Source organism: Vibrio sp. D401a (genome assembly GCF_030248515.1).
Classification (GTDB): domain Bacteria; phylum Pseudomonadota; class Gammaproteobacteria; order Enterobacterales; family Vibrionaceae; genus Vibrio; species Vibrio rotiferianus.
In genome coordinates this window covers 42,540-63,079 of sequence record NZ_JAHGAI010000003.1, presented here as the reverse complement: position 1 = coordinate 63,079, position 20,540 = coordinate 42,540, and the positions used below count along the sequence as shown (strand labels likewise).

Below are 20,540 nucleotides of genomic sequence, written 5' to 3'. Positions count from 1 at the left end.
ACTCACCCATAATGCGCACTGTAGTAATGGTTCTGATGGGCTGGTTAACGCTACGGCTAATCCTGCACAAGCTACTGAAATTCCTGATAATCCAAGCCCTTTAAACTTTTTTGCGATGTTCGCCCAAGCTTGTTGAGCCTCGAACGTTTTCGCTTTATCTGCGGCTAAGTAAACAAGAACAGATTCTGTGTCAGCTCCAATTTCTTTTGCGAGAAAAAGCGCTTCATTTTCAGTTAGATATCTTTGTCCGTTTCTGATTGCACTTATCTTTTGGCGGCTTAACCCCAAATCATGAGCAACTTGCTTATCTTGGATATAGTTTTTTGCCTTTTTGTAGGCATCTAGCAGTTCATTTGTATACATACGTAACCCTCCAGTCCTGTTTATTGTATACCCGCAGTCCACAAAAAGCGGTCTTTACAGTCCTGATTTCTGTGTCTTATAGTCCACATAAATCAGGACTTGCTTGTTGCTGAGTCCTTTTAGACCACCTTGGTTTGGGCTCTTGCCCTTGACGCTCTTGCTCGGCCTTGGTGGTCACTCTCAACTGTCAAGGTGTTGCTATGAACAAACTTACTACCCAAGGCGCGATCATTCTCGATACAGAAACTACTGGCTTAGGTTCTGACGCAGAAATTATCGAGTTCACCGCTATCTGTGCTGAAACTGGCAAAGTGATCGTGAACGAATTGGTTAAACCGACTTGTACTATTCCAGCTGACGCTACAGCTATTCATGGCATCACTGATCATGATGACCGATGCGCAATTTACAGAACTAATGGCACGCCTCGATAACTTCCAGTTAATGGTGTTCCTCGGGATTTGCTTTCTGTTGGTTGCGCTCGGTTGGATCGCCGGAGGTCAACGATAAATGCTGTCTACAGAGTTCATGCTCGGCTGTTTTTCGACAGCGTTTATCCTTGGTTTCTCGATTGGTCACCAGATTCTGGTTTTCAAGAAAGCAGCTGAGGTTTCAACTTCAAACTAACCATAACGATAGGATTTTAATTATGGAAAAACAAAACAAGGTTCGTGCAGCCCTTTCAAAAGCACGTGCGGTTGTGACAGATAAACGCGCTGTTATCGCTGGCGCACTTCTTACGGCTGGTTCTAGTGCTCACGCAGCACTTCCACAGGCAGCTGCAGATGCTTTCACTAGTTTAGGCACTTATGTTACCGACATGCTGACGTCTACTTGGGGCATTGCCGTTCCTCTGACCGTTGGTTTTGTGGGTATTAAGCTATTCAAGAAAGGCGCAAACAAAGCAACGTAATCCACTGCGTTGTTCGTATCACGGGGCGACTTGTCGCCCCTATTCCCCTAGCCTTTAGATAGAGTTTTCATCATGCGTATCCCTTTAATTTTCCTTTGCTCCACTCTGTTTTTTGCGCCTCTATCTTACGCAGATTCTTGGATAGGAGTTGGCCCACCTCCACCGCCTCCACCTCCACCGCCTTCATTGGGTGATTATCCAGATTCGCCGCCTCCGCCGTCTTCTGGTTCTAAAATGGATGTTGTGGTTAGATTTAAGAGCATAAAGATTGCTGCTTGCGGCCCTGCACCGAGAGAAACCACGCCACGACAAATGATTGCTTGTCTTGATGGTAAGCCGAAGTACGACAACGGTCCTACTCCTGAGCGTCTTGCGAAATGTGAAATTTATGGTGGTAAACAAATTAATTGTGTGACTTATAGGACTGATACGGGTCAATACACAACTGGATCTTACTCTTATGCCTCTTTCGAGTCGCTTAACTCTGATGAGTGTAAGAATAAGACGGGACAAGAATTTGAGTATCGTTGGAATATGCTCACGGCGGGTTGGGATATTAAGGCGTCCGATAATGGTTGTATCGGCGTCAGTCGTCATACACTTTTTTGTTCTAATGTTTCCGGTGATTGTGGCGGTACACTTTTTTATACCGGTGAAGATGGTGATTTGCCTTATCCCACTAATTTATTTACCCCCGTTCCTAGCGTTTGCGAAAAAGACCCCATTCAAACTGGCTATCGATGCCCAATTGACCAAAACAAAAATGGTAAGCCTGATGATGTAGGTCAACCTATAGATATTCTTGCTGTGTGTGGTTATGACTCAAGAAATAGGTTCGCGTGTTCGGGTGGTTCTTTTGAAGATACACAAGACCCTGACCCAGATGACGGCGATCTTGACCCCGATATTGAAGACCCTGACCCAACCGACCCCGATGATGGTGATTCGGTGAACCCAGATGACCCGCCAGATGAGCCAGATGTTGATGATACCAATACGGGTGATTTATCCGGTGTTATCAGTGCGATTCATAATCAGAATCGCGATATTAATACGGATTTTACTAATCTTATTCGAGCCAATAATAAGGGTTTTGCTGACATTAACTCTCGGCTTAACTCAATTGACGCTAATACATACGCTTTGAATGACAACGTGTCAAAGCAGTTGTTGCAAGATTACAAGATATACAAAGAGGAAAAAGCGCAAAGAGAAAAGTCACTTAAAGCCCAAAAAGAAATTAAGGAATTGCTTCAAGACCAAAAAGAGATTGCAGAAGATACGCTTTCTAAACTGGAGGACGCAGGTTATACCCTTGAGGACATCAAAACCGTTCTTGATGATATTTATTCAGACCAATCTGACCAATCGCAAAACATTGAAAACGCGATCTACTCTCTACGCAATGATATTACTGATTCTTCACAGCACATTTCTGATTCTGTTGCTCAATCATTGGGGGAACAAACTCAAGAGCTCAAGGGTGCTATTGATTCAAGTGCTTCAAAAATTGGTGAGTCTATTGGCAGTTTGCAAGGTTCGATTGATGGTCAACAAACCGATTCTATCGTGTCTGCTGCTGGAGAGTTAAAAGGCGCCATTGATGGTCAAGGAACGGCGATTGATGGTGTTAAAGATAAGCTCGATGAACTTATTGATAAGTTGGAGCCTTGCGAGCCTACCAAAGAGAACAATTACTGTGAAAACCCGCATGGTTTGACGACGAGCTTTGCTGGTGACGTTATACGGCAAGCAACAGAAGCAAGTACAGGCTCCGTTGAACAATACGAAAATACGCTTACATCAGAATTGGATAAGTTAGCAGCTTCAAATCTAACTGCTGATTCCGAATCGCATATTCAGGGTTCTATCGACAAACTGGTAAACATCTTCCCTAAGCCTGGTGCGTGTACGCCTTTGAGCTTTGCTTCACCTTTCGGCGGCTCAGTGACGATTGACTGCAAGTTCTCTACTCAACTCAAGTTGATTTTATCTTTCGTTATTTACATTTATACGCTCAATTCTTTGATTGATATTTTGTTAACTGAGGTGGTTCCCGTAAGTGGAACGCAGCCTAGAACCATGAGGCCACGATAATGCCTTTTGCTTTGTTGCCTATATTAACGGGTATCGGTAATGCCCTTCGAATTCCTGCTTTAGCTGCTTTTATCGCGCAAATAGCGACGACCGTTTTCGGTTGGTTCTTCATTGCGAAAGCCCGAAATGTCAGCATTCAGCTAACGATCATTACGATGATCATTATCCTAACGACGGCATTAACGCTTGCTATTCACGCCATCGCTGCGGGGCTGTCTTTTGTTGTTCCGCCTTACCTCAGTCAAGCCATGTCGATGTTCATTCCAAACAACGCTATTCCGTGCGTATCTGCGGTTTACTCGGCTAAGTTGTTACGCTGGGTTTGGTCATGGAAGTTCTATGCGATCACTTCGGTTGGAGGCGCTTAATGGCTTCCGTCTATTTCGTTACTGGCAAACTTGGTTCGGGCAAAACGCTCACGGCGGTTGGCAAGATTCGTGAAGCCTTTATGCGTGGCGTCCCTGTTGCAACCAATCTCGATATTAACCTTAAAGAGATGCTGGGCAGAAACAAGCGCAATACTCGTTTGTACCGTCTGCCTGACAAGCCACAAGTAGAAGACTTGATGGTGATTGGCTCTGCCAACAAAAGTTATGACACTTCAAAGGACGGTCTCATCGTTCTCGATGAGTGTGGTACGTGGTTTAACTCCCGAACATGGAACGACAAAAATCGCCAGAAGCTAATCGACCACCTTTTGCACATTCGAAAACTTGGATGGGATGTCATTTTTATTGTTCAGGATATTTCTATCGTAGATAAACAGGCACGTTTGGCACTGGCTGAACATACAGTTTTTTGTCGCCGTCTTGATCGTCTTCAAGTGCCTTTTCTATCAACGGCCGTGTCACTGCTGACACTTGGCCAGTTAAAACTGAAGTTCCCGAAATTACACGTTGGAATTGTGAAATATGGTGATAATGCCAACTCACTAACGGTCGACAAATGGATGCTTTGGGGGACGGATTTATACAGCTCCTACGACACTAAGCAAATGTTTAGGAACAACTATGAGGATGGGGTTTATTCCGTTTTGCCTCCGTTCTATACCCATGGACGTTACACTGTCCCTTATACCATTAGGAACATTATGAGAATCACCAAAATCTATCTAAGGAAGTATTCAAGACTAACGGTGTTTACGGCTGGCGTGGCGGTCTCTTTCTTCGTCTGCTCATACATTGGTGTGTCTGATGCTCCCACGCAAGCCTATGAGCCTGTTGCGAAGTCATCGGAAAAGCTCACCAACATACTTGACGGATACACCATTGAATCGTCAATGAACCCGCCGAACGTAGCCCCGTCTTTTGTTCTTGTTAATGACAATGTGCGCCTTTCTTCATCGCAGCTTTACGCCATGGGATACAAAGCCGTGTCTTATGGCTCATGTCAGATTGAGGTCTTCAAAGGTAACGATAAATTCAGGGTGAATTGCTAATGAGTCGAAACAAACGCTATGAGCAAAAGATGAAGTCTCAAGGCTTCAAAAAAGTCACGTTATGGGTTCCAGCAGATAGAGAGTCCGACATCAAACAAGCGGCTTCGCTAATGTGCGAAGCGGAAAATCTAACCATTGGCGTGCTTAAAGATATTGAAACGGGACGCATGGTCTCAATGCACCAATAAGCCCCCGTCACTGGTGACGCTAACAGACAATGAAAGGCAACACATTATGTCATGGATAATCAACCTACTTTGCCCCCTTACCCGTTTCTCATCGATACGCCGATTAATCAAAGTGAGAGTGGTTGGTGTATCGCTATCTCTTGCTTTGTTATCTCCTTTCGCGCTCGCTTCGTCTGCCGCTCCTTTTGAAGCAAAAGACACGCCGATAGCCGATTTTGCTTCATGGTTTTCGACTCAAACCGGACTCACGGTTGTTCTTGGCCACGGCGTAAAAGGCGAAGTCAGCTTCACCGCGCGAGAGCTAAATGAACAAGACTACCCTGCATTTTTCTTGTCGGTTCTTAGAGCACATGGGTATGAGCTATCCCATGACCACGGCATCTACACTGTCGTTGTTGATGCAAACAAGGTAGAAACCATCGAGCCTTCTTTTGTGAAGCTCTACAAACTCAACCACGTAAGGAACACCAAGATTGTTGATCTAATGTCTTCGATGTTGGAAGCCACGCAAACACAAACGTTGAATCAAAAGTCGTTGAAGAACTACAAAGTCGAAGTCCTACCGACAACGAACAGCATCATAGTGACCGGAACGCGCACCCAGCTCGAGAAGATAGACGCTTTGATTGAAGGCATCGACCAATTGCAAAGACAGGTATTTATCGAGGCGATTATTACGGAGTCTGAACTAGGCGACTCTCAAGAGGTTGGCGTTAACATGAGCTTAGCACTTGATGAGGCGGGATTTATATCTCAACCCACCTCCATCAAAAAGGCAGTCGATAACATACTGTTTTATGAAGGTGGTGATTTTAATGCGCTCATTAAGGCGGTCGCTAAAAACCAAAACACTAAGCTCCTGTCTCGCCCCAATATGTTTATTATGGACAGAGAGCGCGGATACATAACCGTGGGTCAAAACGTGCCTTTCCTGACTTCAACCGAAGTCACGGATGGTGGCAATCAAGTCCAACAAATAGAGCGTAAAGATGTCGGCGTATCGCTGGATGTAACGCCTCATGTGATGGGCAGTCATGTAGTGCTTCAGATAACACAAAAATCTGACTCAGTAACAGACTCCTCTATCGCTTCTGACATCATCACCAATACCCGAACCCTGCAAACCGTTGTTAAGGTGGAAGATGGCCAAACCATTACACTTGGCGGCCTCATATCTTCCGAGCAACGTGATTCTGTCTCAGGCGTTCCCATTCTGATGGACATCCCTCTACTTGGAGCCATGTTCCGCACTGAAAAGACCAATACGGTCGAGAAAGAGCTCAAAGTAGTTATTAAAACCACCATACTCTAGTCACGATAAAACCAAGGTTCTTACTGGCTGCTATATGCTTGCATGTAGAGTCAGTGAGAAGCCGACAAGCGATAGCGCGTCAGTTGTCATCAACAATGCTGAAGTGCAGATTTGTACTCTTTGCACTTGATGTCAGTATCACGCTCTATGACCTTTGTAAGATGTGCCTTGTCGTAATGACTTCTGGCTTCAAATCTAAGCAATGGGTGGTGACCTTCTAAGACGCTATTAACGTAATGGTCCCTTTCTTGGCGTTTCTTTTGTCTATGGCTAGAGTCGTCTAATTCAATAACCGCATAGACTTTCGTTTCTTTGTCTGTAATTACATAGTCCATGCGTTTGGCCCATGTCTTAGAATTATCTTTGAAGTTCAACGGTTGCACTAGCGCCATTAATGAAACTTGCGTATGAATAACGTAGTCATCTGTCAGGATGTCTTGCAGAACGTTATAAAACTTCCTCTCTGTCTTGGTGGCAAGGTATGTGCTCTTTTTATGTGGGACAACGACCTGTGTTGTTGTGTTGGTATTACTAGCTGAAGGAATCGGAACATCTACCGTTAGATCTCTACCTCCAAAACCTGACTTAGCTTCATAGGAATGTGGTTTGCTTATGTCTTTCTGGAAAAGTGGGTTTTCCTGCTCCATCCGGCGTCTATGTCTATTTACTCCCTTGTTCTTTTTTCCTCCCTTAATCATCACATAGACGATGCATGAAATAGATAAAATTATTATTAATTCTGACACTTAAAGCTCCATTCTATTAAGCAAGCGAATTGCAAATTGTAGCATATGCAAACTTGGCAAATCTAAAGGTTAACTACGTCCAGAAAAGTAAAAGCATCGCTACAGGTAGTAATTATGGGTGAAAGTCTTCACCTATCAATATGTCGCTGATAGTATGTATATATATACAGTATGTGGTGGTTTTATGCTGATTCGATACGTTAAGAGCCATAGCGGCTCGATCCTAGACGCTAATGGTTATGATGGGTACGGTAAGTGTGTAGAAGTCCCTGCACTTCTTCGTAATGGAGAATATAAGTACGATAGATACGGCGGTGTTATCAATGCTTTCGAATGTCGTTCGTGTCAGAAGGTTAAGCTTGTTGGTTTCACTGAGTACAGCTTCGATGATGGTAAACATTGGATCAAAGTGGACAATAATCATTATTTGATTGGAGTTCGTAGACTTGGGGAGTTTTACGTCGTGCTATTCAATGGCAAACCGAGGGCTCTGCCTTATCAGCCAAAGGAAGATAAACGCTATTACAATAATGTTCATTTTATCCATAGTGGTAGGCTTTAGCTGTTTAGGCTCTAAGTCTACGGACGCACTCATAGGTACTGAAAGTCCCCAACAATCTATCATGGTCGTAAATTCAACTAAGCTCGTTAGCTTGGTATATGATTAATCTACACATCAAATTGGGATTAGAGCTTCTATTTTTGTTTAACTCAAGCGCCTAAGTCTGTGTTCTTCCATTACTTTGGGTTAGACTATGGACAGTTCATCTGTGAGGAATACGTAGTGAGAATACAAAAACTATATGTGCAAGATTTAATGTCGGGCATCACTATTAACGATATCACTTTCGCTAGGTTAAACGTACTTGTAGGTGTGTCTGGTGCAGGCAAAACATCAATCATTACAGCTTTAAAAAGACTCGTTAGAATCGCGGAAGGTTTTAGCGACAGTGGCGTTGATTGGGAATTATCCTTCTTAGATGATGACAATAATGATGTTCTTTGGACTGGTAAGACTTCACGAAACTGGGATATTAATAACGAAGGTGATGTTGTTGCTTCGTTTGTGCAAGAAAAATTAGTTGTTAATAACGAGCAAATTTTTAGTAGTAATCAAGATGGAATTGAACTTTTGGGTGTTAAATTACCAAAGCTTGATGATACGAAAAGTTTAATATTTCATCTTAGAAACGACAAAAAAATAAAGAAAATACAAAACTCCATTTCTTCTGCAGTAATTGTAGATGTGGATTCCAGCGATTTTTCTCAGTCTCAAAAAGTAACTTTCTTTAAAGAGACCTTACACAATGAGATTAGTGAATTTAAATCAAAGTTCAGTATAAAGAAATTTTCTTGTTCTCACAAAGAACTGAGTTGTAGAGAAAAATTATATTATGCTCATGAATATGACCGTGAAGCATTCAGCGAGTTTCAAGATATTTATACTTCAATTTTTTCACAGGTTAAAAGCGTATCAGTAAGAGCAATGAAAACTTACTCTCATGGTAGTGATAGAGAAAGAGCGATAATGATAAGCTTACACTTGAAAAATAAACGCGTAGTTAGGCAAGGACAGATATCATCGGGAATGTTCAAAACAATGATGATCTTATCTGAGTTGTATTTTGGCAATAATAAATCACCAATAATTATTGATGAGATTGAAAACAGTTTAGGTGTAAACTGCTTGCCAGATATATTAGCAGAGCTAAATATGGCTTCTAATCAGGTAATTATCACATCCCACCATCCAAGAGTAATAAATGAGATTCCTGTTAGACACTGGAACATTGTTAGTAGATCAGAAGATGGCTCTGTGGTAACGAAGAAAGCAGAAGACGTACTTCCAAAAGGAAGTAATCATGAAGCATTTCTCCAACTTATTAATAGTCCAGAATATAAAGGCTGCTAGTTGCTCATGAAGTTATATTTTCTAGTTGAAGGGATATCTTCTGAGATGCAAGTTTATCCAGAGTGGATAAAATATCACTTACCTACTTTAACTCATCATATTAAATTAGATGACTTTAAAGCTTCCGAATCTGGGATTTACTTTTTTTCTGGTGAAGGTTATCCCTCTATTCTGAATCACGTAGAAAATGCTATGCGTGATATAGTTTCTGATGGGAGTGTTGATTACTTTTTCATAATACTAGATTCTGACGAGGATCCTATTGAAAGCCGAAAAGCAGAAGTACAAGAGTGTCTAGATAAGCTAACGGAAACCCCTGACCGATTACATGTAACGATTGTAGTTCAGCAGCGATGCTTTGAAACGGTGTTGCTTGGTAACAGAAATGCTTTACCTAGGCAGCCAAATTCTGAACCATTAATCAGTTACTACAGGTACTATAAAGCTTTGGATGACGACCCACAGTTGATGGGGCACTATAACGAAGACTACACACATTCGCAGTTTCATGCTGCGTATGCTATGAAAGCGCTTCGTCAACGAGGCCTTCGTTATACTAAGAGTAATTGTTCACCAGTGGCGGATCCTAAGTATTTTGAAAAAGTTTGCGAACGAGTCAAAAATAGAAGAGATTTAGAGTGCTTAATTCCTTTTATTGAAACTCTTGAAGAAATTGCTGAAAAACTAAATTAAGGCTCCTCTAAGGAGCCTTACCTTTTACATCATGTCCTTTAATGCCCTAGCATGCCTTAATATTTGACCCGCTGCTTCTAGATCTGTCAAAGCCCCTATCTCTAATAGAGCTATTCCCGTCAAAACTTGTTGAGCAGTTACCAATTGCCCTGTAGGTAGCTCCAAACGATCATAGTGCATTTTGAATTGCTCCCATTGTTCAGACGAACTAAGTTCCCTGCCCTTAGTCATTCTCATAAGCCTTTTACACTCCGGCGGTATGGTTTTTCCCTTATCCCATTCTTTGACCGTCCTCACGGTTTTTAAACAAAGTTCAGCAGCTTGTTCGACGGATAAACCACATTCAAACTCACGAAAAATATAGTTTTTTGTCATTTCGTGATACTTCATTGAATTGTCCCTCAAAAGAGGAATATATTATAAATTTTGCATATGCAATCGCATTAAACATAAGCAGATATAATGCGCACTGTAATACCATTTAAATTCCAGACAATCCAAGCCCATTGAATTCTTTGCGATATTCGTCCTCTGTGAGCATTTGAGGCTTATCCCCAAATCAGGCGCAATTTGTTTGTATTGCACGTAGTTCATTCGCTCTTTCTAGGCGTCAATGAACTGGTTTGTGTACATTTCTGCTGCTACAAAAAGATCTGTACGCGACCACCTTGGCTGCAGTTATTCTAAATGTGTCTGTTCGTCATATCCGGCGCTTACTCAATCGAATTTGCACTATAGGAACTCAAAGTCTCGCACACGCTGCTCGTGGTCGTCCGAGTTACCGACGTTACTCTGAAGATTTTAAAGTTAAAATACTAAAGATCATTCACAAGTATTATTCTGATTTCTCACCAACGCTCGCTCTAGAAAAACTCTCAGTACAACACAACCTCGCGGTATCCAAAGAGACTCTACGTCAATGGATGATCGCCGACGGGCTTTGGGTCCCACACTCTAAACGCAAGCCCCGAGTTTACCAACCTCGTTACCGACGTGATTGCGTGAGCTCATTCAAATTGATGGTTCGCACCACGTGTACCTAAACTTGGTTACGCTTCTTTTTCATGGTGACGTTGTCACTATGGATGTCTTGACATGAACCACGCTCAAATCATCTAATAGATTTTCTGTCTGACTACAAAAGCGGTTGTTTCCTTTGGAGCCAAAGACTTAAGTAGTTTTTACTAAGCTGCTCATCTTCTTTCAAGCATGAGCTAATTAAAGGATTTCGTTACCGCGTAACCAACAAGGACGGCTAGCTCCCTGCTCCACCTATGTTCAACCTAGCTTTGGCCAAGTATCTTAGAAGTTGATACATATTAAAATTTCTGGATAGCACTTCAGATGCTCTCGCACTTCACGACATCACACTGTAACTATTAATTGATTTAGTCGTACCTTACGGCTTAACAACAAAAAAGCTCGCGACGCGAGCTTTTCTTTTCATACTGATTTCTACATTGTTAATGTTAACTTCCCGGGGATTCTTGAGCGCACTTCTTTTAGTGCTTCTCCAGACATCTGAACATTTGCGAACCAGAATGGCTTGTGCTTATCAATGAAGGCGCTACTTTTTGTTAAGCCTTCATAAATTGAGTACGCTTTGGCTTGTGCCAATGCTGCGCCATAGTCGCTTCTCTCCAATATTGGTATGTTATCAAGATCTTCGATGACAGCATTTTTGATATGTAATGAAGCTTTTGGCCAATCATATGATTCGAGAATACGGCGTGTAATCGATGCTTCCATCTCGTGTATGACTTTTGGTAAAAAGGCGGTATTGGCTTTTATGTCAGCACAAGCATAGTATTCTTCTTTTTTTTCTGCTTTCCTGTAGTTAAGCATGACCTCAACCAATGCGTCTTCAAAGGTATAAGTAAAATGATTGACGATGACGAAGTTACCTAGCGTACGCAAAACACCAATTAGGATACCTGCGTCTGGCTCTCGAACACCTGCACTTTGTAAACGCATTCGTGTGACATTTGCAGTTACCACAAGGTGTTGCCACATTTTAGGAGCAATAAGTTTGGTATTCCGATCTGCCCATTTGAGCATCGGCCTTGCCATTAAGACAGGAAATAACAGGCGACAATTCTCAATTCCGATTTGACCAATAGCAACTTTTGCATCCGGTACGCCCTTAGGTTTACGCCCTAGCCTTTCACAAAATTTGGGGTTAGAAATGAGATCTACAATGGTAGAGTTCAATTGGTGACTAAGGGTCGTGAGTGTCCCTAACTTCGAAAAAGACAGTGATGGAGAGTATGCAAAAGAAGCAAAATGATCAAAAAGAGGGATTCCTCCGCATAGTTTATCAATAGGATAAGACTCTAACTTACTAATCAACATGCGTTCAGCTACTCGTGAAACATCCCGCACAACTTTTCTTAGTGTTTTTTGTTTGTCTTCAACAACCTGACGTCTTTCCTGTACCCGCTCTTGTTCGCACATAAGTAAAATACGTTGATTTCGGGTTATACGTTCATCCTCGTTGAAGATGACGTCGTCACAATAGCGGCCTTGTAAACTTAGTAAATCATCGACCTCTGTTTGATCAACTAGGTACTTCATGCTAACAAGCCATTTTGCGTGTCGAATTTCTACCTCTTTCGATACTTTACTTGCTATATCAATTGCTTCTTGCGTGTAGGTTTTCTTGGTTAGCAACAAGCTTCTATCCCTATACTTCTTATAATGAATCTAATTGGTATAGTGTATACGATATGGCAATCAATCTTAAGTTTTGTGTGATATTAATTCAGATAATGCCCCATCCGAATCTACTAAACCATCAACAAACTACAATTTTGACAGAGTAGACAGGTGAAGGCGGATAAACTTTTCGGGATACCGATATTTAAACTTTTTGCCTTTCTTCAGCTTCGATTTGGCAAATTTGCAGATCTTCGTGTCACCTATGCCAGTGACACGCCTTATCTTGGCAGTGCTGTTGGAGTGCTCTAGCTCAATCATGACATCACAATACCCTTGGTAATCATCAAACCTCTTATCTACCTGCTTTTGGAGCTTAGATTTGATTTTCTTTGCCACAGGATTGAATTCCGAATCATCTGCAACAATAAGGTTCGAAAACAATAATAAAGGAAACAGGAGTATTGAACGCATTTTCAGTCAGATAGTATTTAGAAGCCATGAATACTGACTATATTAAGTTCTCTTTCGTAAATAAAACCGGGACGCATGTTGTGCGTCCCGGTGAGTGTTTTTTCGTAAGTGATATGTTTGTTAGGCCTGCTTTTTCCCTTTGCTACTTTTAAAACCTTGGTGAGGAAAAACGTTTCTAATACGCTGCTGTACTTTCTTGGGTACCTGTTTAGAAAACACCAGTCGCATACCAGTGCGCTGACTATATACTTTCAGTTGACCATCAAAAGGAAAATGTTCAGCAATATCTTGCAAGTTGTGCTTAAAAGAAGGTGGAATGTGGCCTTTCACTTTAGTCAAACTACCCTTGTCAAAGTTCACCTTTAAAACTGGGCGATCTACAGCTATCAACCAAAAAATAACAACAGCAGCAATCAAGATTACATAAAGCATTCGGTGCTCCTTAGCTAGACAACAGTTTACTCAAGTCTTCTTTAATTGATGATACCTTAAGACTTGCCTTTTCGCTTCTTGATGCTTCGGACAATAAATATTCGATGGCATCGGATAACGTACAACCTAGCTCATTCGCTCTACTGGAGAGCTTTTCCCATACACGATAGTCAAGATCGATGGATTTCTTCTTGGTATGAACTTGCTCAGCATTAAAGTGACGTTTGCGCTTAGCGCGAATCGCTTGCTTGAGCTTATTATCGAGTTCTTCTGACATATGGTTTTCAATCCAAGTCAGAACTTGTGTTGGCTCATGCTCTATTTTACGCAACTCAGCAACTGCTGCGTCAGCTTCACTGGTGTCAATGTAGCGTGTTATCGCCTCTCCATCTTTCCATTTTTTGATGAGATACTTCCACTTCCAACCACATTCTAAATTTTCAAGTTGCTGATATTTCATCCTTTCGACCCTTAATGCGCATCTGGGTGACAGCGTAACCCAGAGATGTCAATTCAGCAATTAAAACTCGTGAAAGTATCGATGTCGATCACTTATTTGTCTAAAGTTTAACCGGCGTACCGTTTCAACTTTTGGGATTGGTTAAATTGTCGCTAGGGAGTTGATCATCGTTTCGTTATAATGCTTCGCAAGATTAGATTAAGATGAATTTTAATGAACCAAGTTAACTGGCAAGATGTCACCCCTTCTTTCGAGCAATATGAAGAGCTTTTAAGCAATGCAACTACTCTTCCGATAAAATCCTTTATTGACCTTCAGCCAAGACTTGAAGCAACCATTAATAGATTTACTAACGTCCGAGGACTCACTCGCATACTCTTGGTCAACTGTACTGATAACGCCATTTATAGAGGGTTTATCTTTGATGTAGTAAAGGGTAAAACGTCTGGTCCTGTTATCACAACAGAATCGCTTGACGCGAAAGAGTTGTTTGACCGTTACAGGGTGAGTCGAGATGGTAACACGACATGTGAATCGGGTTTGCTCTCTAAAGCAGATGGTGGCTATCTAATTGTTCCAGCAAATTTGGTTCTTGCTAATGCCGCTCGTTGGCCGAGTATCAAAGCAGCTATTCAGGGGACTGGATTTTCGCCAATAAACCTAACGCCTGAGCGTATCGCCTCTTCACCAGTTACGGCAAAAACTTACGATGTAAAACTGATAATCACAGGCGATCGTAATCAGTTGGCCGAAATAGAATATGTTGATGATGACTTTTCGGCAGGCTTAACGATGTATACAGAAGTGGAAGAAGACATTCATCTTTCTCAAGAGAACCTCGGTAACTATATTGGATTGGTTAACTGGATTTGTAAGAAATATCAGCATCCAAATTTAGATTGTAGTGCATTTAAAAGGTTAATTCTTGCTGGTATGCGATACACGGAGGATCAGCATTACTTACCTCTTGGTGTGATGTGGCACAACCAGTTACTTGGTCTTTCACGACAATATGCTTCGAGCGATATCATTAACTTTAACGCGGTTGATCAGGCTATTGATGACAAGTACTACCGTGAGTCATACCTGCCTCAACGAGCGGTTGATGATATTCTTGACGGGCAAGTGATCATCGAGACTACGGGAGAACAGGTTGGCCAAATTAACGGATTGACCGTTATCGATATGGCTGGACACCCAGTTTCTTACGGAGAGCCCGCTCGTATCTCATGTGTTATACACTTCGGTGATGGTGATATTTCCGATGTTGAACGCAAGGCAGAGCTTGGCGGTAACTTGCACGCCAAAGGCATGATGATCATGCAAGCATTTGTGAGCTCAGCACTGGATCTTGATGAACCCCTACCATACTCCGCATCGATTGTATTTGAGCAGTCTTACAGTGAAGTTGACGGTGATAGCGCCTCATTAGCCGAGCTTTGCTGTTTGGTAAGTGCCCTGTCTGAATCTCCAGTCAATCAACAGATCGCCGTCACCGGAGCTGTAGACCAATTTGGTCGTGTGCAAGCCGTTGGTGGCCTGAACGAAAAAATCGAAGGTTTCTACCAAGTATGTAAACACCAAGGGTTCACTGGCCAGCAAGGTGTGATTATGCCCAAATCTAACCTCAAGCACCTCGCGTTACATAAAGATGTCATAGAGAGCATTAAGAATGATGAGTTCCATATTTGGTCTGTTTCTACTGTAGACGAAGCGATTCCTATCCTGATGTCAAAACCATTTCGTGGAGAAGAAGATAGCGTCATTGGTAAAATTGCTGAACGTATTGAAAGCTTTGAAAGACACGAACATCCTGAAGGAATTGTGGAGCGCATCAAAAACTGGTTTGTCTAGTACTGATCGGAGTTGTTTAGCGTACACGTGTTCACTAAGATGCAGCTATCAAAAATCGGAGTAATTGATAATGCAAAACAAACGTGATTCTTATAACCGTGACGATCTTCTAGCTTCTAGCCAAGGTGAGCTGTTCGGACCTGGTTACCCTCAGCTTCCAGCGCCAAACATGCTAATGATGGATCGTATTACTAAAATGTCTGAGACTGAAGGCGATTTTGGTAAAGGTTTAATTCTTGCAGAATTGGATATTACTCCAGACCTTTGGTTTTTTGATTGCCACTTCCCTGGTGACCCGGTAATGCCAGGCTGTCTTGGTCTTGATGCAATGTGGCAGCTTGTTGGTTTCTTCTTAGGCTGGGTTGGCGGTAAAGGCAAAGGTCGCGCTCTTGGTGTTGGCGAAGTGAAATTTACTGGTCAGATCCTACCAACAGCGAAAAAAGTAACTTACGAAATCCACATGAAGCGTGTTGTTAACCGTAAGTTGGTGATGGGCTTAGCTGATGGCCGTGTATGTGTAGACGGTAAAGAAATCTACGTAGCAAAAGATCTGAAAGTGGGTTTGTTCCAAGACACTTCTAGCTTCTAATCACCTACTCTGAAGCGTTTTATAAGGCTCCTTTTTTAAGGGGCCTTTTTGTTATCCGCAGTATTGTTTTAAAACAAAATCTAGGCTTATGAACGCAGAAAAGGCTCTAAATGAGCCTTTTCAAATCCTTCTAGTTGTATGTGGAGAGTTATTTGTAGAGACCAGACTGTTTTTCATCTCTGGCATCACGCCAACCACCTAACCAATACGACCGAGCATCAATTTGTTGATATGGGCAAGCCTCTTGGGACCTTCCATTCAACCCAGCTTTGTAGCCTTGAGATTGAGCTCGTTCTAGGCGATCACGCTTTTGTCTCTTCATAGGTAATTCCTCATACAGGTCGTACAACTGTTATTGTGAAACTTTGATGGAGTTTTTATGACTCCACTTATAAGAATCGATCAAAGTTTGCTTTTTCTCAAGGCATAAAAAAAGCAGAGACTCATTTCTGTGAGCCTCTGCTTGATTTAAAAAATACTGACTATTTTCTACGGAACCCGAAAAGCCCAAGTAGTGTCAAAGCAAAAATGCCAAGCCCAGCACCTTGGCGTTCTGCTGCCGCTTGGTCGACAGATCGAGTGACAATGTCAGTTGCATCATTGGATGCGATTGGAATTAGTTTAACCGCCACCACTTTTTCAGCATTTGCCTCACCACCGTTACACAGTGAGTTATGTGCAAACGTATCATAGCCACCTGGACACATCGTCGCCGTTGCGGATATCATACCTGCATCATTAATGTCGGTTGCATCAATAATGCGGAATTGGTTGTTTTCAGCTGAATAATCACCACCATTAGTAAGGTCGTCCAAGTACCAAGCTCGATCTTGGAAGATATCTCTTCTCGCTTCAACTGTCCCTGTTGCGTCGTAAGGTAAGATAAAGCCGCGTTTTCGGCGTGCTTTGCCATCAACTTCACGCGTATCCTCCGCATCTAGCTGACCAACAATTTCATTGTAATTGTTGATGGCCCCAACTTTACCGCCGATACCATCAAAAAAGATACCTCCGGATAGGTAGTTCGCAGTTGGCTGTTCAATGTTACTAACCACAAATAGCCTGTTTGACGCTGAACCATTTTCGGGGGCACCACCTGATCGCTTTGCCTCGCCGACTGCTATAAGGTTATCGTTTATCGTTTCAACTACAGAATTAGTATAAATAAAGTCAGAACTAATTTCTGATGTTGCACCTGATACACGTGATGATGTCCAAGCTGCGGTGGATACATTAGAAGAAGAATCAAAAGTGCCTTTAAAAATAGTTGCCTCTAGGTAATTGTCATCATTTCCGTAAGTGTTATATCCAACGCCGTATATCACACTGTTTGCAGAATCCTTTTTAGATACAAAATCTCGCATACTTCCTTGCGCAATACGGTCATTTCTTATGGTATTGCCAGAAGACCAACCAATAAGAGCGGTATTACCTGCACTATCCCAAATTGCTGCCTTCGAGCTGTAATTCGAGCCATAGTCATTAACTTTTGAATATGAAACACTACCCGACACAAAACTATCATCGCTAGCCCAAGCTCTAGATTGATAATACTCTGTCTTAGCATCATCATCTGATTCCTTAATATAACTAGGATAAACAGGGGCAACAACTTGGTTACGTGTTTTCAATTTACTAGCGAGAGAGCCATCGCTGCTACTGTTAAGTACACTTTGATTACCTATCGCCTGACCGCTTTCAGTAAGAGCGTTTATTACATTGTTGTACTTGTTATCAAAAGGAGCACCCTCTGAGAATGCTAGCGCATTCGATTTTTCGTTTAGTGTGTATTTCTCTTGATACCAAGGCTCCCAAACACGTGAAGCCCAACTCTCACATGTGGAATATCGTAGTTCTCTAATACAATATAACTCAACGTCATCAAAGTCTTCGATGTAACGGAACTGAGCATCCATCGCAAATGGTACTTCCTCACGAAAGCTAACACCATCTACCGCTTCACCCGATAGTATCTTGGTCGTTCTCGTTTCACCGGCTAGCTTGAATGTTGTTTCATCACAAGCGGCACCATTATCAAAACAACCTAACTGATATGGTGTTGTTTTATCAGTGTCTTCATAAACGTTACCAGCTTGGATTGCAACGCCATATGATGTGGCATAATCGGTATTGATACCTTCTGGAGCCACCTCCACCACACGGTAAAGCGCAGCGTTAGCATTCATTGCCGTACCCACCATCATCGCGACGGCGGTCAATTTGAATTTGTTACTACAATTCATGGAATTCTTAACTGTCCTGTTGCATTGCTTCGAGTTCTTCCCATCTCTCGAACGCGATTTCCAACTCCTGCTCTACGGCAGCGAGCTGTTCCAATACCGGTTGAGTCTGTTCTACAGGTTTAGTGAAGAACTCTGGGTCATTCACTTGTTCTTGTAGAGTCTCAATATCCGACTCTAATTGTTCTAGTTTAGCTGGAAGAGCCTCTAATTCTCTTTGCAGCTTATACGATAACTTCTTCGAATTGTTCTTAGGTTGCGTAGTTTTGGGAGTTTCCTCAACCACTTTCTCTTTCTTCGCTGTTTTTTCAACCTGACCACGCGAAGCAAGAACTTGATCACGTTGCTGTTTTGCATCGTGATAGCCACCAACGAACTCTTCGATTACGCCGTTACCTTCAAAAATCCAACTGGTCGTTACTGTGTTATCTACAAACTCACGGTCGTGGCTTACTAACAGTAACGTACCCTGATAATTGGCAAGCATTTCTTCTAAAAGTTCCAACGTTTCGATGTCCAAATCGTTAGTTGGTTCGTCCAGAATAAGCAAATTGTTAGGTTTCAATAAGATACGCGCTAGCAACAAACGGTTTTTTTCACCGCCTGATAACGCTTTTACTGGCGTACGAGCACGTTTTGGTGCGAACAAGAAATCTTGCAGGTAGCTCAATGCGTGACGCTGACGACCGCCCACCATTACTTCTTGCTTACCATCCGCTAAGTTATCGATAACCGTCTTTTCAGGATCGAGGATTTCACGGTACTGGTCGAAGTAAGCCACTTCAAGTTTTGTACCGCAATGTAGACGACCACCTTGTGTCTCTAACTGGCCTAGTAGCAACTTGAGAACAGTACTTTTACCACAGCCATTAGGGCCAATAAGTGCGATTCGATCACCGCGCATGATGTTGAAGCTGAAGTCATCCACGATCTTTTTGCCTTCAAAAGCAAAAGAGACGTTCTCTGCTTCAAAGACGATCTTGCCTGAACGCGATGCATCATCGATATTAAGGTTAACTTTACCTTGAACTTCACGGCGGTCACGACGTTCTTCACGCAGCTTTTTAAGAGCACGAACGCGACCTTCGTTACGTGTACGACGCGCTTTAATACCCTGACGAATCCATACTTCTTCCTGAGCTAGCTTTTTGTCAAACTCTGCATTTTGCATCTCTTCAACACGAAGCATTTCTTCTTTGTCATTCAAGTATTGGTCATAGTTGCCAGGGAAAGAAGCCAATTGACCACGATCTAAGTCAACGATACGTGTCGCCATCGATTTGATGAACGCACGGTCGTGAGAAATAAAGATAATCGAGCCCTTGAAGTCTTTTAAGAAGTTCTCTAACCATTCGATGGTTGTTACATCAAGGTGGTTAGTAGGCTCATCAAGAAGCAATACATCAGGGTCACAAACAAGTGCACGAGCGAGCGCAGCTTTGCGTTGCCAGCCACCTGATAAATCGGTCAGTTTGGTTTCAGGACTTAGCTTTAGCGCGCCAAGTACATTCTTAACACGATCATCAAAGCGCCAAGCGTTAAGGTGATCCAGCTGTTCTTGAATCTTAGCGAGTCGGTTGATGTTCTTTTCACTTGGGTCCTGAGCCACAAGATCGAGAAGATCGTGATAGATCTTTAGCTGTTCACCGATTTCAGCCAAACCGCCAGATACGTATTCGTAAACCGTACCCTCTTGATTACGCGGTGGATCTTGTTCAAGTCGAGAAACAACTACGTCTTGAGTGATTTGAATCTTGCCATCGTCCAACAAAATGTCGCCGGCAAGCACTTTCATTAATGTAGACTTACCTGCACCGTTGCGACCAACTAAACAAACGCGTTCGTTCTCTTGAAGAGCGAACTCGGCTTTGTCTAGCAATGGATGGTCACCAAATGCAAGTTGTGCGTTATGAATGGTAAGTAATGCCATTATTATCCAACCAATGTGTGAGTTGTTCTAAGTCAAACGGCCAGTTCAACTCAGAATCTTGATATTTTAATACGGGAATTGTGACGCCGTAACGAGAAAAGAGAACATCATCGAACGCAATGTCGACGATGTGAGTTTGTTCGGCGAGACCAATCTGACCAACGAGGTCAAACGCCATCTCACAGAGATGGCATCCTTCTGTGCTGTAAAGTGTTAGCACATTCAACATCCTTTTACTGTTCCG

The 20,540-nt window shown here is 42.4% G+C and carries 23 protein-coding genes and 1 pseudogene; 13 read left to right on the top strand and 11 right to left on the bottom strand.

Features of this window, described 5'->3' with window-relative positions; all coding sequences use genetic code 11:
- Window positions 1-363 (bottom strand): DUF3693 domain-containing protein (locus KIV41_RS03065; RefSeq protein WP_285335648.1); only part of this gene is annotated, 363 nt, incomplete at its 3' end.
- A gap of 200 nt (window positions 364-563) precedes the next feature.
- Here KIV41_RS03065 and KIV41_RS03060 point away from each other — a divergent pair.
- The 7 genes and pseudogenes from KIV41_RS03060 to KIV41_RS03030 form a co-directional block, all read left to right on the top strand.
- Window positions 564-755, top strand: a pseudogene (locus KIV41_RS03060) (exonuclease domain-containing protein); the annotation flags it as partial.
- Between the two features lie 257 nt (window positions 756-1,012).
- Window positions 1,013-1,276: a major coat protein gene (locus KIV41_RS03055; RefSeq protein WP_285335646.1), complete on the top strand. Its 264-nt coding sequence runs from the start codon at window positions 1,013-1,015 to the stop codon at window positions 1,274-1,276.
- Between the two features lie 72 nt (window positions 1,277-1,348).
- On the top strand, window positions 1,349-3,373 hold the full coding sequence (locus KIV41_RS03050; RefSeq protein ID WP_285335645.1) for a hypothetical protein: 2,025 nt from the start codon (window positions 1,349-1,351) through the stop codon (window positions 3,371-3,373).
- Window positions 3,373-3,741 (top strand): DUF5455 family protein, encoded by a 369-nt coding sequence (locus tag KIV41_RS03045; protein WP_285335644.1) that lies wholly within the window; start codon window positions 3,373-3,375, stop codon window positions 3,739-3,741. The genes KIV41_RS03050 and KIV41_RS03045 overlap by 1 nt, the downstream gene beginning before the upstream one ends.
- Entirely contained in the window at window positions 3,741-4,811 is a 1,071-nt protein-coding gene (locus KIV41_RS03040; protein ID WP_285335643.1) for a zonular occludens toxin domain-containing protein, read from the top strand. The genes KIV41_RS03045 and KIV41_RS03040 overlap by 1 nt, the downstream gene beginning before the upstream one ends.
- Entirely contained in the window at window positions 4,811-4,999 is a 189-nt protein-coding gene (locus tag KIV41_RS03035) for an antitoxin MazE-like protein (RefSeq protein WP_010453841.1), read from the top strand. Before KIV41_RS03040 ends, KIV41_RS03035 begins: the two co-directional genes overlap by 1 nt.
- Before the next feature lie 46 nt (window positions 5,000-5,045).
- Window positions 5,046-6,311: a secretin N-terminal domain-containing protein gene (locus tag KIV41_RS03030; protein ID WP_285335642.1), complete on the top strand. Its 1,266-nt coding sequence runs from the start codon at window positions 5,046-5,048 to the stop codon at window positions 6,309-6,311.
- Between the two features lie 89 nt (window positions 6,312-6,400).
- Here KIV41_RS03030 and KIV41_RS03025 read toward each other — a convergent pair whose 3' ends face one another.
- Complete coding sequence (locus tag KIV41_RS03025; protein ID WP_285335641.1) at window positions 6,401-7,057, bottom strand: DUF2726 domain-containing protein; 657 nt, start codon at window positions 7,055-7,057, stop codon at window positions 6,401-6,403.
- 184 nt (window positions 7,058-7,241) lie between these two features.
- Between KIV41_RS03025 and KIV41_RS03020 the strand changes: the two genes are divergently transcribed.
- From KIV41_RS03020 to KIV41_RS03010, 3 genes are all read left to right on the top strand, one after another.
- Window positions 7,242-7,619, top strand: coding sequence for a hypothetical protein (locus KIV41_RS03020; protein WP_285335640.1), 378 nt, complete (start codon window positions 7,242-7,244; stop codon window positions 7,617-7,619).
- 222 nt (window positions 7,620-7,841) lie between these two features.
- The gene (locus KIV41_RS03015) at window positions 7,842-8,969 is read left to right on the top strand and encodes an AAA family ATPase (RefSeq protein WP_285335638.1); all 1,128 of its coding nucleotides are present in this window, start codon (window positions 7,842-7,844) and stop codon (window positions 8,967-8,969) included.
- Between the two features lie 6 nt (window positions 8,970-8,975).
- Window positions 8,976-9,662, top strand: a complete 687-nt coding sequence (locus KIV41_RS03010; protein ID WP_285335636.1) for a hypothetical protein — start codon at window positions 8,976-8,978, stop codon at window positions 9,660-9,662.
- A gap of 24 nt (window positions 9,663-9,686) precedes the next feature.
- Here KIV41_RS03010 and KIV41_RS03005 read toward each other — a convergent pair whose 3' ends face one another.
- The gene (locus tag KIV41_RS03005; protein WP_285335635.1) at window positions 9,687-10,052 is read right to left on the bottom strand and encodes a regulator; all 366 of its coding nucleotides are present in this window, start codon (window positions 10,050-10,052) and stop codon (window positions 9,687-9,689) included.
- Between the two features lie 233 nt (window positions 10,053-10,285).
- Between KIV41_RS03005 and KIV41_RS03000 the strand changes: the two genes are divergently transcribed.
- Complete coding sequence (locus KIV41_RS03000) at window positions 10,286-10,705, top strand: hypothetical protein (protein ID WP_252042078.1); 420 nt, start codon at window positions 10,286-10,288, stop codon at window positions 10,703-10,705.
- A 412-nt stretch (window positions 10,706-11,117) separates the two neighbouring features.
- Here KIV41_RS03000 and KIV41_RS02995 read toward each other — a convergent pair whose 3' ends face one another.
- The 4 genes from KIV41_RS02995 to matP form a co-directional block, all read right to left on the bottom strand.
- Window positions 11,118-12,335 carry an HDOD domain-containing protein gene (locus tag KIV41_RS02995; protein WP_252042077.1) on the bottom strand — a complete coding sequence of 406 codons (1,218 nt, stop codon included), beginning with the start codon at window positions 12,333-12,335 and terminating at the stop codon, window positions 11,118-11,120.
- A 129-nt stretch (window positions 12,336-12,464) separates the two neighbouring features.
- The gene (locus KIV41_RS24860) at window positions 12,465-12,791 is read right to left on the bottom strand and encodes a hypothetical protein (protein ID WP_010447998.1); all 327 of its coding nucleotides are present in this window, start codon (window positions 12,789-12,791) and stop codon (window positions 12,465-12,467) included.
- 120 nt (window positions 12,792-12,911) lie between these two features.
- The gene (locus tag KIV41_RS02985) at window positions 12,912-13,223 is read right to left on the bottom strand and encodes a DUF3634 family protein (protein ID WP_010448001.1); all 312 of its coding nucleotides are present in this window, start codon (window positions 13,221-13,223) and stop codon (window positions 12,912-12,914) included.
- Window positions 13,224-13,233: 10 nt separating this feature from the next.
- The gene (matP, locus tag KIV41_RS02980; RefSeq protein ID WP_045394892.1) at window positions 13,234-13,683 is read right to left on the bottom strand and encodes a macrodomain Ter protein MatP; all 450 of its coding nucleotides are present in this window, start codon (window positions 13,681-13,683) and stop codon (window positions 13,234-13,236) included.
- Window positions 13,684-13,896: 213 nt separating this feature from the next.
- Here matP and KIV41_RS02975 point away from each other — a divergent pair, with 213 nt between their 5' ends.
- Together KIV41_RS02975 and fabA are read left to right on the top strand one after the other, a co-directional pair.
- On the top strand, window positions 13,897-15,537 hold the full coding sequence (locus tag KIV41_RS02975) for a Lon protease family protein (protein ID WP_285335634.1): 1,641 nt from the start codon (window positions 13,897-13,899) through the stop codon (window positions 15,535-15,537).
- Window positions 15,538-15,607: 70 nt separating this feature from the next.
- On the top strand, window positions 15,608-16,126 hold the full coding sequence (gene fabA, locus KIV41_RS02970) for a bifunctional 3-hydroxydecanoyl-ACP dehydratase/trans-2-decenoyl-ACP isomerase (RefSeq protein WP_010448008.1): 519 nt from the start codon (window positions 15,608-15,610) through the stop codon (window positions 16,124-16,126).
- A gap of 148 nt (window positions 16,127-16,274) precedes the next feature.
- Here the strand turns inward: fabA and rmf are convergent, their stop codons facing one another.
- The 4 genes from rmf to KIV41_RS02950 form a co-directional block, all read right to left on the bottom strand.
- Complete coding sequence (gene rmf, locus KIV41_RS02965; protein WP_005532367.1) at window positions 16,275-16,448, bottom strand: ribosome modulation factor; 174 nt, start codon at window positions 16,446-16,448, stop codon at window positions 16,275-16,277.
- Between the two features lie 160 nt (window positions 16,449-16,608).
- The gene (locus tag KIV41_RS02960) at window positions 16,609-18,369 is read right to left on the bottom strand and encodes a DUF3466 family protein (RefSeq protein ID WP_285335633.1); all 1,761 of its coding nucleotides are present in this window, start codon (window positions 18,367-18,369) and stop codon (window positions 16,609-16,611) included.
- A gap of 7 nt (window positions 18,370-18,376) precedes the next feature.
- Window positions 18,377-20,296 (bottom strand): ABC transporter ATP-binding protein, encoded by a 1,920-nt coding sequence (locus KIV41_RS02955; RefSeq protein ID WP_252042072.1) that lies wholly within the window; start codon window positions 20,294-20,296, stop codon window positions 18,377-18,379.
- A complete protein-coding gene (locus tag KIV41_RS02950; RefSeq protein ID WP_012128011.1) occupies window positions 20,274-20,525 on the bottom strand; it encodes a glutaredoxin family protein in 252 nt (83 codons plus the stop codon). The genes KIV41_RS02955 and KIV41_RS02950 overlap by 23 nt, the downstream gene beginning before the upstream one ends.
- Window positions 20,526-20,540 lie beyond the last annotated feature (15 nt).